This is a genomic window from Caulobacter sp. GW821-FHT09A05 (assembly GCF_059418465.1).
The window spans coordinates 170,156-181,737 of sequence record NZ_JBWKPX010000010.1 but is presented as its reverse complement, the minus strand read 5'-3'; the positions used below and the strand labels follow the sequence as shown (position 1 = coordinate 181,737).

The 11,582-nt window shown below is 71.0% G+C and carries 18 protein-coding genes and 2 pseudogenes; 15 read left to right on the top strand and 5 right to left on the bottom strand.

Annotated features, from left to right (window positions below):
- The 4 genes and pseudogenes from AC07NX_RS12175 to AC07NX_RS12160 all read left to right on the top strand — a co-directional run.
- Window positions 1–583, top strand: a 583-nt coding sequence (locus tag AC07NX_RS12175) for an IS110 family transposase (protein WP_494642070.1), incomplete at its 5' end; no start/stop codon positions are given.
- A gap of 102 nt (window positions 584–685) precedes the next feature.
- Window positions 686–822: pseudogene (locus AC07NX_RS12170) on the top strand (hypothetical protein); the annotation flags it as partial.
- Window positions 823–964: 142 nt separating this feature from the next.
- Window positions 965–1,462 (top strand): hypothetical protein, encoded by a 498-nt coding sequence (locus AC07NX_RS12165; protein WP_494642068.1) that lies wholly within the window; start codon window positions 965–967, stop codon window positions 1,460–1,462.
- Window positions 1,377–2,597: a DNA-packaging protein gene (locus tag AC07NX_RS12160; protein WP_494642066.1), complete on the top strand. Its 1,221-nt coding sequence runs from the start codon at window positions 1,377–1,379 to the stop codon at window positions 2,595–2,597. Before AC07NX_RS12165 ends, AC07NX_RS12160 begins: the two co-directional genes overlap by 86 nt.
- Before the next feature lie 70 nt (window positions 2,598–2,667).
- On the opposite strand, the gene AC07NX_RS12155 is transcribed toward AC07NX_RS12160, so the two are convergent.
- A complete protein-coding gene (locus AC07NX_RS12155) occupies window positions 2,668–3,057 on the bottom strand; it encodes an endonuclease domain-containing protein (RefSeq protein WP_494642064.1) in 390 nt (129 codons plus the stop codon).
- A gap of 82 nt (window positions 3,058–3,139) precedes the next feature.
- Between AC07NX_RS12155 and AC07NX_RS12150 the strand changes: the two are divergent.
- Both AC07NX_RS12150 and AC07NX_RS12145 read left to right on the top strand, forming a co-directional pair.
- A pseudogene (locus AC07NX_RS12150) lies at window positions 3,140–4,344 on the top strand (phage portal protein); the annotation flags it as partial.
- A 140-nt stretch (window positions 4,345–4,484) separates the two neighbouring features.
- Complete coding sequence (locus AC07NX_RS12145) at window positions 4,485–4,730, top strand: hypothetical protein (protein ID WP_494642062.1); 246 nt, start codon at window positions 4,485–4,487, stop codon at window positions 4,728–4,730.
- On the opposite strand, the gene AC07NX_RS12140 is transcribed toward AC07NX_RS12145, so the two are convergent.
- Complete coding sequence (locus AC07NX_RS12140) at window positions 4,727–5,113, bottom strand: hypothetical protein (protein WP_494642060.1); 387 nt, start codon at window positions 5,111–5,113, stop codon at window positions 4,727–4,729. The genes AC07NX_RS12145 and AC07NX_RS12140 overlap by 4 nt on opposite strands.
- A gap of 122 nt (window positions 5,114–5,235) precedes the next feature.
- Here AC07NX_RS12140 and AC07NX_RS12135 point away from each other — a divergent pair, with 122 nt between their 5' ends.
- The 9 genes from AC07NX_RS12135 (at window position 5,236) to AC07NX_RS12095 (ending at window position 9,977) form a co-directional block, all read left to right on the top strand.
- A complete protein-coding gene (locus AC07NX_RS12135; protein WP_494642058.1) occupies window positions 5,236–5,664 on the top strand; it encodes an HK97 family phage prohead protease in 429 nt (142 codons plus the stop codon).
- Window positions 5,665–5,686: 22 nt separating this feature from the next.
- On the top strand, window positions 5,687–5,947 hold the full coding sequence (locus AC07NX_RS12130; protein WP_494642056.1) for a hypothetical protein: 261 nt from the start codon (window positions 5,687–5,689) through the stop codon (window positions 5,945–5,947).
- Window positions 5,948–6,176: 229 nt separating this feature from the next.
- Entirely contained in the window at window positions 6,177–7,403 is a 1,227-nt protein-coding gene (locus AC07NX_RS12125; protein WP_494642054.1) for a phage major capsid protein, read from the top strand.
- Window positions 7,404–7,562: 159 nt separating this feature from the next.
- Window positions 7,563–7,832, top strand: coding sequence for a head-tail connector protein (locus AC07NX_RS12120; RefSeq protein ID WP_494642052.1), 270 nt, complete (start codon window positions 7,563–7,565; stop codon window positions 7,830–7,832).
- Window positions 7,829–8,233, top strand: coding sequence for a DUF3168 domain-containing protein (locus AC07NX_RS12115; RefSeq protein ID WP_494642050.1), 405 nt, complete (start codon window positions 7,829–7,831; stop codon window positions 8,231–8,233). Before AC07NX_RS12120 ends, AC07NX_RS12115 begins: the two co-directional genes overlap by 4 nt.
- A 153-nt stretch (window positions 8,234–8,386) precedes the next feature.
- Window positions 8,387–8,803: a phage major tail protein, TP901-1 family gene (locus AC07NX_RS12110; RefSeq protein WP_145682772.1), complete on the top strand. Its 417-nt coding sequence runs from the start codon at window positions 8,387–8,389 to the stop codon at window positions 8,801–8,803.
- Between the two features lie 165 nt (window positions 8,804–8,968).
- Window positions 8,969–9,259 (top strand): GTA-gp10 family protein, encoded by a 291-nt coding sequence (locus AC07NX_RS12105; protein WP_494642047.1) that lies wholly within the window; start codon window positions 8,969–8,971, stop codon window positions 9,257–9,259.
- Window positions 9,256–9,453 carry a phage tail assembly chaperone gene (locus AC07NX_RS12100; RefSeq protein WP_494642045.1) on the top strand — a complete coding sequence of 66 codons (198 nt, stop codon included), beginning with the start codon at window positions 9,256–9,258 and terminating at the stop codon, window positions 9,451–9,453. Before AC07NX_RS12105 ends, AC07NX_RS12100 begins: the two co-directional genes overlap by 4 nt.
- Complete coding sequence (locus AC07NX_RS12095) at window positions 9,450–9,977, top strand: phage tail tape measure protein (RefSeq protein ID WP_494642043.1); 528 nt, start codon at window positions 9,450–9,452, stop codon at window positions 9,975–9,977. The genes AC07NX_RS12100 and AC07NX_RS12095 overlap by 4 nt, the downstream gene beginning before the upstream one ends.
- A gap of 133 nt (window positions 9,978–10,110) precedes the next feature.
- Here the strand turns inward: AC07NX_RS12095 and AC07NX_RS12090 are convergent, their stop codons facing one another.
- The 3 genes from AC07NX_RS12090 to AC07NX_RS12080 form a co-directional block, all read right to left on the bottom strand.
- Complete coding sequence (locus AC07NX_RS12090; RefSeq protein WP_494642041.1) at window positions 10,111–10,410, bottom strand: GIY-YIG nuclease family protein; 300 nt, start codon at window positions 10,408–10,410, stop codon at window positions 10,111–10,113.
- A gap of 60 nt (window positions 10,411–10,470) precedes the next feature.
- Window positions 10,471–10,929, bottom strand: coding sequence for a DUF805 domain-containing protein (locus AC07NX_RS12085; protein WP_494642039.1), 459 nt, complete (start codon window positions 10,927–10,929; stop codon window positions 10,471–10,473).
- A 65-nt stretch (window positions 10,930–10,994) separates the two neighbouring features.
- A complete protein-coding gene (locus AC07NX_RS12080) occupies window positions 10,995–11,540 on the bottom strand; it encodes a hypothetical protein (protein ID WP_494642037.1) in 546 nt (181 codons plus the stop codon).
- Between the last annotated feature and the right edge of the window lie 42 nt (window positions 11,541–11,582).

The following is an 11,582-nucleotide window of genomic DNA, read 5'->3' as shown; positions in this document are numbered from 1 at the left end:
GGCGCTGCGGGATATCGTTGTGCGCCGCCGACAGCTCCTGGATATGAAGAAGGCCGAAAAGAACCGCCTGGAGACCGCCTTGAGCCCGATCGTGCGCGACGGCGTCCAGCGCCACCTGGCTTGGCTCGACGGCGAAATCGCCCAGGCCGACGACGATCTGGACCAGCAAATCCGCCAGAGCCCTAGCTGGCGGGCCGATGAGGACCTGCTGACCAGCATGCCGGGCGTGGGGCCCATTCTGGCTCGCACGGTCATCGCCGAACTGCCGGAGCTGGGGCGGCTCAACAGGCGACAGATCGCGGCCCTGGTCGGCGTCGCGCCCTTTAATCGCGATTCCGGCAAGATGCGTGGGACCCGCACCACCTGGGGCGGGCGCGGCTCCGTACGCCGAGTGCTCTACATGGCCACCCTGACCGCCGTGCGCTTCAATCCGGTCCTGAAGGTCGCCTATGACCGGCTGCGCCAAGCCGGCAAACCGCCAAAGCTGGCCTTGGTCGCCTGCATGCGTCGACTGATCGTCACCCTCAACGCCATGCTCCAGACCCGCCAACCCTGGACCTTGCCTCAGACCACAGTTGCTTGACACGGCCAGACGCCAGAGCAGGCTCGCCATCAAGGTTTCAAGGCGCGGCCTCGCCAGGCCGGCGGGCATCCCAATGAACGCGCGGCTCTTTTTCGGCCGTTCATTCCGGGTCAAGCTTGTCGGCCTGCGACGGCGGCGGAAGAAATCCTCGTCCTTCGACAGGCTCAGGATGAGGATTTCTACTGAACCGTCGTTGAATTCGTCCTCATCCTGAGCCTGTCGAAGGACGAGGACGCCTCCCCTGACGGGGATACAGCCCCTTCTATCCTCGGCGTTCAGCGACTCAACACCAACGAAATCAAGGCTCTAAACTTTCTCGACCTAACTTATCAGCGGCGTCCGCTGCTCCCGTATCTTTGTGTCATGGCCGGGAGAAGCGAGATGAAGCCCGAGGATTTGATGGCGAAGATCGGCCACCTGTTTGTCGAACGGTACGCCGAACTGGTGATCAAGATCGACGACACCGCCGACCAGCGCAGCGACGAAGCGCAGTTGAAGATGCTCGGCCGCGCGTCGATGGAAGGGTCGCGTGTCAGCGCCTTCCATGCCCAGGGGCAGAAAATGGCCGCTGGCCTGGCGAAGCTGGAGGCCGACGTCGCCAAGGCGTCGGCGCAGGCGACCGTCGCCGCCGCCACCGTCGCGACCGTCGCCAACGAGAACGACGTTGAAGTCCCTGAGGAGATGGAAATGGATGACGACACCGGCCGCACCCCCGAGCGCATCGACGCCCTCTATCATGAGATCGATCGACGACTGGCTGCTCTTGCGGCGCGAAGGGAAGCTAAGGGATGGGGTGAACGCCACGGTTCTGTCGAGGCTCGAGGCGCTGAAGGCGATCCTGCCGCCCGCCCCGGCCCCGCACCAGGCGCCCCCGCCTGACCCCTGGACCACCTGGCTGTTCCTGGGCGGTCGCGGCGCGGGCAAGACCTTCGCCGGGGCCGCGTGGATCGCCGAACAGGCCCGGCCGGGCGCCAACCTGGCCCTGGTGGGCCCCACCTTCCACGACGTGCGCGAGGTGATGATCGAGGGGCCGTCCGGCATCAAGAGCTTCTACGCGTCCGACGAGCGTCCGAAATGGCAGGCCAGCCGCCGGCGGCTGGAGTTCGCCAACGGCGCCGTCGCCCAGGCCTTCTCGGCCGAGGATCCCGACAGCCTGCGCGGGCCGCAGTTCCACGCCGCCTGGGCCGACGAGTTCTGCGCCTGGCCCCGGCCTGCCGAGACCCTGGCCATGCTGCGCTTCGGCCTGCGCCTGGGGACCGACCCGCGCCTGGTGGTCACCACCACGCCGCGGCCGATCCGCGCCCTGCGCACCCTGATCGCCGAGCCGGGCGCGGCCCACACCCGGGCCCCGACCCAGGCCAACGCCGACCACCTGGCGCCGGCCTTCCTGTCGACCCTGCAGGGCCTCTACGGCGGCACCCGCCTGGCCGCCCAGGAGCTGGACGGCCTGATCGTCGAGGGCGAGGGCGGGCTGTTCCGCGCCGAGGACCTGGCCCGCTGCCGGGGCGCGCCGCCGGCCGCCTTCGAGCGGGTGGTCGTGGCCGTCGACCCGCCGGCCACGGCGGGGGGCGACGCCTGCGGCCTGGTGGTCTGCGGGCGTCACGACGGAAGGGCTTTCGTGCTCGCGGACCGCACCGCGCGTGGCCTGTCGCCCCACGGCTGGGCCCGGCGCGCGGTCGAGGCGGCCGTGCGCTGGAACGCCGACGCCCTGGTGGCCGAGGCCAACCAGGGCGGCGACATGGTCCGCGCCGTCCTGGCCCAGGCCGGTCCGCCGTGCGCGGTCAAGCTGGTCAGGGCCTCGGTCGGCAAGCGGGCCCGGGCCGAACCGGTGGCCGCCCTCTACGAGCAGGGCCGCGTGGTCCACTGCGGGGCCTTCCCCGCCCTGGAGGAGGAACTGATGGCCCTCGGCTCCGGCGACCTCGACCACAGCCCCGACCGGGCGGACGCCCTGGTCTGGGCGGTCAGCGAGCTGATGCTGGGGGTGGGACGACGGCCGCGGTTGAGGGTGTTGTAGGTCGTCCACTTGCCCCCTACGGATCGCTTCGCGATCGTCTTCCCCCAAAGGGGGAAGAGCGCTCCGCCCCCTATGGGGGCGGACAGGCGGCGAAGCCGCCAGGTGGGGGCAAGTGGGTGAGCTGCTCGCGAATGGAGACAAGCGCGCTGTCCACGGAGGCGAGCACCCAGCTCGCCGGAATGCGCAGGGTCATGATCCCCTGCCGCGCCAGCCAGCGATCCCGCGCGGCGTCCTTGTCCGGGCGGTCTTCCACATGGTGCATCTGGCCGTCGACCTCCACCGCCAGGCGCGCTGACGCACAGAAGAAGTCGAGAACGTAGGGACCAATCGGGTGTTGCCGGCGGAACTTCAGGCCGTCGAGCTGGCCGCGCCGGATCGCCCTCCACAGCATCAATTCAGGCAGCGACATTTCCTTGCGAAGCCGCCGGGCGTTCGTGACCGTTGGTCTAGGCGCAGTCATGCGGCTCTCCCCCTTGCCCCCACCTGACCGCTGCGCGGTCTGTCCGCCCCCATAGGGGGCGGAGCCTCGCGCCAGTCGGCCACCGACAACCTTAACATGTTCCCCATTCGTTCTCAACCGCGAGGCGTCGACATGCCGCTGTTCAAACCCCGCCGGCCGCCGGAGGCCAAGGACTCCCGGGCCGCGCGCCTGATCGCCCTGACCACGGGCGGGCGGCCCAAGTGGACGCCGCGGGACTATGCCGGCCTGGCCTCCGAGGGCTTCGGCAAGAACCCGATCGCCTATCGCTGCGTGCGGATGATCGCCGAGGCCGCCGCGGCCGTGCCGCTGGCCGTGTTCGTCGGCGGCCGGCGGGCCGACGACCATCCGCTGCGCGGGCTGCTGCGGGCCCCCAATCCCGAGCAGGGCGGGGCCGACCTGATGGAGGCGTTCTTCGGCCACCTGCAGGTGGCGGGCAACGGCTATCTCGAGGCGTCCCAAGACAAGGGGGGCGACGCCGCCCCGACCGAGCTCTACGCCCTGCGCCCCGACCGGATGACCGTGGTCCCGGGACCGCGCGGCTGGCCGCTGGCCTACGACTACCAGGTGGCCGGCCGTACGGCCCGGATCGGCCGCGACGCGTCCGGCTGGCTGCCGGTGCTGCACCTGCGGCTGTTCAATCCCACCGACGACCACTACGGCTTCTCGCCGCTGGAGGCGGCGGCCTTCGCCATCGACGTCCACAACGCCTCGGGGGCCTGGAACAAGGCCCTGCTCGACAATTCCGCCCGGCCGTCCGGGGCCCTGGTCTACGCCAATCGCGAGGCCGGCGACCGGCTCTCGGCCGAGCAGTTCGAGCGGCTGAAGGCCGAGCTCAGCGACGCCCACGCCGGCACGGCCAACGCCGGCCGGCCGCTGCTGCTGGAAGGCGGCCTCGACTGGCGGCCGATGTCGCTGACCCCGGCCGACATGGACTTCGTCGCCGGCAAGCACGCCGCCGCCCGCGAGATCGCCCTGGCCTTCGGCGTGCCGCCCCAACTGCTGGGCGTGCCGGGCGACGCGACCTACGCCAACTACCGCGAGGCCAACGGGGCGTTCTGGCGCCACACCGTGGTCCCGCTGGCCGAGCGGGCGGCGCGGGCCCTGTCGGTCTGGCTCGAGCCGAAGTTCCCCGGCGCCCGCATCGCCTGCGACCTGGACGCCGTGCCGGCCCTGTCGGCCGAACGCGACGCCCTGTGGGCGCGGCTGGAGGGCGCCAGCTTCCTCACCGACGCCGAGCGGCGACGGCTGGCGGGGCTGGAGGGGTAGCTCGCCCCCTTGCCCCCACCTGACCGCTTCGCGGTCTGTCCGCCCCCATAGGGGGCGGAGCCCTCTCGCCAGGCTCTTCCCCCTCTGGGGGAAGACGATCGCGAAGCGATCCGTAGGGGGCAAGTTCCCAGGAGAACCCCATGACATCACCCAACCGCTGGCGGCTCGACCGCCAGGTCTCGGTCGGCCTGCTGGTCGCCGTGGCCCTGCAGGCCGCCACCGCCCTGATGTGGGCCGGCCGGGCCAGCGCCCGCATCGACGACCTGCGCCAGCGCCTCGACGCCCAGGCCCCGGTCGCCGAGCGCCTGGCCCGCCTGGAAACCCAGGCCGACGCCACCCGCGCCTCGCTGGCCCGGATCGAGAGCAAGCTGGACGCCCCCGACTAGAGCGTCAGGCAGCGCCGGGACAGGCGACGAAACGCCCGGGCGCTACCGGCATAGTCCGGCTCGAGATTGGCGTTCGGGCCGGCCAGGAAGATCGAGCGAGCCGTCTCGATGCGAGCGACCAGGGAGGCGTCCAGCTTCAGGTCCGACCTGCGGCCATCGCCGGTTTCATGGCTGGGCATTCCATACGGATGATCGTCAAGGCGCAGTTCGAGCGGCGCCTGACGATAGCGCGGCAGCATGTCCTTCGGGTCTTCGTCATAGAAGAACTTGAAGCTCAACCGGCCGCGCGTCGGGCACGCGATGCGCCACATCACCGATTTGGGATCGCGGCCGTCATAGCGGAATTCCACGGCCGGCCCGCCCTTGGCGAGCGGCAGGTCCACCCATTGATCATCCCGGCCGACCTCGGCCCGCGCGGTTCCCGCCAGCGCCAGCGCGGCCAGCCCGACCGCCGCCTTCCAATGTCTCATTCGCTCCCCCGGCAACCCGCAGGAGGCTAAGTCCCTTGTCCGAAGACCTCAAGATCGAAGGCCACGCCAGCCTGTTCTGGACCCGCGACCTCAACGACGACGTCGCCGCCGCCGGGGCCTTCGCCGCAAGCCTGGCCCGCACCGGTCCGGCCGGGGTGAAGATGCTGCACCAGCACGACGACGCCGAGCCCGTCGGGGTCTGGGACGCGATCGCCGAGGACGCGAAGGGCCTCCATGTGCGCGGCCGGATCCTGCGGACCACGGCCCGCGGCCGCCTGGTCGCCGCCCTGGTCGAGGCCGGGGCGCTGGACGGCCTGTCCATCGGCTTCCGTGCCGTGAAGGCCCGCCCCGACGAGACCGGGCGCCTGCGGGTGCTCACCGAGGTGGAGCTGTGGGAGGTGTCAATCGTCACCTTCCCGATGCTGCCGGGCGCGCGGCTGAAAGTCGCCCGGAAGGGTCCGTGAAGACGTTCTCGAATATCGCGTCGTGCGCTTCGATCGCGGCTTTCAGGTTGTTATGCCAACTGCAGTTTTCGAGCTGGCCCTCGACAAACAGTTCAACGCGATTTCGCTGTTGCTGATGAACTTGGGTGTCGTCGAGCGGCAGCCGGACGAAGTCGGCGAGTTGAACGCAGAACCGTCCTGTCTCCAGGTCCTCGAAGCAAGAATAGCGAACCGCCTCGCCGCCGCCGCTGCGGCGCCAAACGCTGATCTCTCGATAGAGGGGGGGCATAAAGTCTGCCGCTGAGGCGGCGGGCGACGAGCCAGATTGGCTCCTGATCAACTAAGCAAAAACCCGTGCGCCAGGCAATGGCGAGGGCGCCGAACAGTCCCTCCCCCTGTGGGGGAGGTGGCCCGGAGGGCCGGTGGGGGGAGCAGTCCCACGCCGGTGAACTCCCCCCACCGATCGCTGCGCGATCGCCTCCCCCACGGGGGGAGGACCTGTTCCTGACGACTTCACAAACCCGGAGATTCCCATGAAGGAAACCAAACAGGCCGCGGCCTCGCCGGAGGCCCGCGCCGCCTTGCACGAGGTGCTGGCGGCGTTCGAGGGCTTCAAGGCCGCCAACGACCAGCGCCTGGCCGCGCTGGAGACCAAGCGCGCCGACGGGCTCTTGGAGGAGAAGGTCGCCCGCATCGACGAGGCCGTCTCCAGCGCCCAGGCGCGGCTGGACCGCGTGCTGGCCGACGCCCGCAGGCCTTCCATCGGCGGCGACGCGCCGCTGGCGCGGGTCGACGAGCGCAAGGCCGCCTTCGACCGCTACATCAAGACCGGCGAGGCGCCGGCCCTGCTGCTGGAGGCCAAGGGCCTGTCGGAAGGCGTGGCCACCGCCGGCGGCTATGTCGCCCCGGCCGAGCTGGAGCGGCAGATCCTGCGCCGCCTGCAGGCGACCTCGCCGATGCGCGACATCTGCCAGGTGCGCACCATCGGGGCGGGCACGTTCCGCAAGCCGGTCTCGACCGCGGGCCTGGCCGCCAGCTGGGTGGCCGAGACCGCCGCGCGTCCGGAGACCACGGCCCCGACCCTGGACGTGATCGACTTCCCGGCCGGCGAGCTCTACGCCAGCCCGGCCGCCACCCAGGCCCTGCTCGACGACGCCTATGTCGACATCGACGAGTGGCTGGCCGAGGAGGTGCAGGACGCCTTCGCCGCCCAGGAGACCAGCGCCTTCATCGGCGGCGACGGGGTCAACAAGCCCAAGGGCCTGCTGGCCTATACGGCGGCCGCCGACGCCACGGCGACCTGGGGCCAGCTGGGCTACCTGGCCACCGGCGTGGCGGGCGCCTGGCCGGCCAGCAACCCGACCGACAAGCTGATCGACCTGGTCTACGCGGCCAAGACCCAGTACCGCCAGAACGGCCGCTTCGTGATGAACCGCCGCACGGTCAGCGCCGTGCGCAAGTTCAAGGACGCCCAGGGCAACTACATCTGGAACGCGGCCCTGCAGCCGGGCCAATCGGCCAGCCTGCTGGGCTATCCGGTCACCGAGATCGAGGCCATGCCCGACGTCGCGGCCAACGCGCTGGCCGTGGCGTTCGGCGATTTCGAGAAGGGCTACCTGATCGTCGACCGGGCCGGCGTCCGCGTGCTGCGCGACCCCTATTCGGCCAAGCCGCACGTGCTGTTCTACACCACCAAGCGGGTCGGCGGCGGGGTCCAGAACTTCGACGCGATCAAGCTGCTGAAGTTCGCGGTGTCGTAGCCAGAGCGCGTCTCCACTTGCCCCCACCTGGCGGCTGCGCCGCCTGTCCGCCCCCATAGGGGGCGGAGCCCTCCGCGCGAGGCTCTTCCCCCTATGGGGGAGCAGGGTCGCGAAGCGGCCCGGAGGGGGCAAGTCCCTCCCATCCACGGACATTCCCCCATGCCCCTCTCCATCACCCTGGCCGAGGCCAAGGGCTTCCTGCGCGTGGCCGACGCCGCCGAGGACGCCCTGGTCGGCCTGCTGATCGACGCCGCCGAGGCGCGCGTCGCCGCCGCCACGGGCCTGGCCCTGACGCCGGCCAGTCCCGCGCCGCTGCGCCTGGCCGTGCTGCTCCTGGTCGCCCACGCCCACGAGCACCGCGACGATTCCGAACCGCCGCCGGGCCTGGTCGAGGCCTGGCTGGCCCCGTACCGGGAGGCGCGGCTGTGAGCGCGGGTCCGGACGCGGCCGTCGCCGCCGCCCTGGTCGGGGCCCTGAAGGCCGCGCCCGCCGTCGCCGCCCTGGTGGCCGCCCGCGTCCACGCCGACGCCCCGCGCCATCCGATCTATCCGTGCGTCAGCCTGAGCCGTCAGGAAAGCCGGCCGTTCGGTCCGGAAGCCGATGCCCTTGAGCACCTGCTGACCGTCACCTGCGCCAGCAAGTTCGGCGGACCCGAGGAGGCGCGCGCCGTCACCTCGGCCGTCCGCGCGGCCCTGCACAACGCGCCGCTCGCGGTCGCCGGCCGCCGGCTGGTCACCCTGCGCGTCACCTATGCCGACGTCTTCCGCGCCGCCGACCGCGAGCTGTCGCTGGGCGTGCTGCGGGTGCGGGCGGTGACGGAAAGCGCCTAGCCGCCGCTGGCCCCCACCTGACCGCTTCGCGGTCTGTCCGCCCCCATAGGGGGCGGAGCCTCCGCCGACGGGCTCTTCCCCCTCCGGGGGAGGAGGGCCGTAGGCCCGGAGGGGGCAAGTGTTCGCCGCAATCCCGCAACAAGGAGCATCCCCATGGCCGCCCAAGCCGGCAAAGACATCCTGCTGAAGATCAGCGACGGCGCGCCGACGCCCGTCTTCACCACCGTGGCCGGCCTGCGGGCCCGCACGATCAGCCTCAACGCCCAGACGATCGACGCCACCGACGGCGACAGCGCCGGCCGCTGGCGCGAGCTGCTGGCGGGGTCGGGCGTGCGCTCGGTCGCCGTCTCCGGCTCGGGCGTGTTCCGCGACGCGGCCTCCGACGCGGCGGTGCGCGACAGCTTCTTCGCCCAGACCGCCCGCACCTGGCGGCTGGTGATCCCCGACTTCGTGCAGCTGGAGGGGCCGTTCCTGGTGGCGGCCCTGGAATATGCCGGCGACCACGACGGCGAGGCCGCCTTCGCCCTGTCCCTGGCCTCGGCCGGACCGGTGACGTTCACGGCGATCTAGCCTTTGAATTCCGCTCATCCCGGCGAATGCCGGGACCCAGATCCCATAACGGTGTGGATGATTGGAAGGGCTCGGCGCTCTTGGCGTCAGCCACGCCGCCATTCCATCTGGGTCCCGGCATTCGCCGGGATGAGCGGAGGTTAGGGTTCATGAAAAGGTATTCCCATGCCCACCCCCAACCCCGCCCGCGGCGAGGTCGTCGTGCCGCTGGCCGGCGCGCCCCGCCGCCTGTGCCTGACCCTGGGCGCCCTGGCCCGCATCGAGGCCGTGCTGGGCCTGGACGACTGGAGCGCCCTGCCCGAACGGTTCGGCCGGCTGTCGGCGACCGAGCTGCTGGCCGTCCTGGCCGCCCTGCTGGACGGCGGCGGCGAGGATCCGGCGGTGCTGGACGCCGCGCCGGTGTCGATCCCGGAAGCCGTCGCGGCCGTGGCCGCCGCCCTGGCGGCCTGCGCATGAACGCCCGCTGGCGCGCGGCCCTGCGCCTGGCGAGCGGACGGCCGGCCCTCTCGCCCGAGGCCTTCTGGCGGCTGTCCCTGGCCGAGTGGCGGGCCCTGACCGAGGCGCCGGCCGCCCCGGTCCTGGACCGCGCGGCCCTGGACGCCCTGATCGCCCGCTTTCCCGACGATCCGATCCCCTGGGAGACCCTATGAGCGACTTCGAGCAAGACGGCCTCGACGCCGTCCCCGCCCGCGCCGCCGAGGCCGCCGCGGCCCTGGCCGCCCTGCGCGCCCCGGCCGAACAGGCGGCCCGGGCCATCGACGAGTCCTTCGCCAAGGCCGGGACCAGCCTGGCCCGCTCGCTGGCCCACGCGGCCGCCGACGGCAAGATCAGCCTGTCCGAGCTGGCGCGGGCCGTGCTGGACGCGGTGTCGAGCGGGACGGCCGGGGGCGGCGGCCTGGCCGAGGCCCTGGCCGGGGCGGTCGGCTCGGCCTTCTCCGGCGCGCGGGCCGACGGCGGACCGGTCGCGGCCGGCGGCGCCTATCTGGTCGGCGAGCGCGGCCCCGAGCTGTTCCGTCCCGCCGGCGCCGGCGCGATCGAACCCCTGGGGACCGGCGGCGGGGTCAATGTGACGATCAACGTCCAGGGCGGCGACGCGGCCGGCCTGGCCCGCTCCGACGCCCAGCTCGCCCAGGCCCTGGCCCGGGCGGTGAGTCTCGGGGCGCGGCGGCTTTGAAAAAACCGCTCATCCCGGCGAACGCCGGGACCCAGATGGAAGGGCTTTGAGGCTGACGCCAAGGACTCTGAGCCCCTCCAATCCACCACACCGCCATCGGATCTGGGTCCCGGCATTCGCCGGGATGAGCGGATTAGGGGCAGGCGTTGAGGTTCAAGTCAGGGAAGAGGTCCCGCCAGGTCGGATTTGCGGCCTCGATCAGCAGGAGCTTCCACGAGCGTCGCCATTCCTTGATGCGTCGCTCCCGCCGAAACGCTTCGTCGCGGGTCTCGAACACTTCGTACCAGACCAGGATCGTGCAGCCGTACTTCGCCGTGAAGCCGTCGCGGAGATGTTGCCGATGTTCTTCGATCCGACGCGGCAGATCATCGGTGGATCCGATGTAGAGCGTGCCGTTTCGCCGGCTCGCCACGATGTAGCAGTAGAAGGCCATAAGGCATTTCCCCACCGCCGGGGCGATGGGGAAAGCTTAGAAATCGGGGTTTTCCACCTCTCAAGCCATCATCGGCGTCAGCGGCGGCTCGCCGTAGCGGTTCTCGCCGGCCTGGCCTTCGGTGATGCCCACCCACAGGGTGAAGCCGATCACCGCGAGGAAGGCGATGGCGACGCTGACCAGCAGGCCGCCGACGCCGGCCAGGGCGGCCCAGTCGGTGTCGATGTTGGTGATCTCGCCGAGGATCGCGCCGAAGCCGATCGACATCGCCGAGCCGACGATCAGCACCGGTCCCAGCACGACCGGCACGAGCTGCCACCAGCCGCTGCGGCCCATGTCGTGCAGGCGCTTGGTGCAGAGGCACACCCAGGCGAAGACGGCGATCAGGCCGATCACCTGGCCGATCAGCGGGATCCAGCCGGCCACCACGTGGGCGCCCAGCAGCATCAGCCAGCCGATCCAGAACACCTGGCGGCCGATGCGGCCCTCGGCCGAGAAGAACAACGATTTCCAGTCCATTTCCAGCTCCCAATCTTGAGGAAGAGATTAGGGGCGGGGCGCGCGCGGTTTAAGTGAATTGCGTGTCATGACGAGGGTTTAACCCGGAGCATCCTCGACGGATCGTTCGCAGCTTCTCTCCGGCGAGAGGGGCGGGTGCCGACCCAGATCAGGAAGGTCGCCCAGAGCACCGTATCGATCGCGATGCCTAGGAACAGGGGGATGACCGTCCCCATCTCCGAGGCCCAGAGTTTGTCGGCCCATCGGTCCATCAGCCCGTGGATCAAAAAGCTGGCCATACCGATGACGATCAGAGGGGCGGGGCCCCCGCCGACGTCGCGTGAGCGCTTCAGCACCAGGCAGGCCGTGACGTAGAGGCGCGCGGCGATGACGATGAGCGCGGCGATCAGCGAGACGTTGGGCGCCTGCGCTCCGGAGACGCAACGCAAAAGACCGCCGACCGCGAAGGCCTCGCCGACCACCGGAAGCGCGGCTGACGCCCCCTCCGTCTCCAGCCGGGCCAGCCCCACGAACACCGCCACGCTGACGATCGTCAGTTGCACCAGGCCGCTCCAGAAGGCGCGCCGGTCGATGGCGCCGCGCGGGTCGAACAACAGGGACAGGACGCGCATCGGCGGGCTTCTCCAGGTTTTCGACATCTATAAGTGAATGTT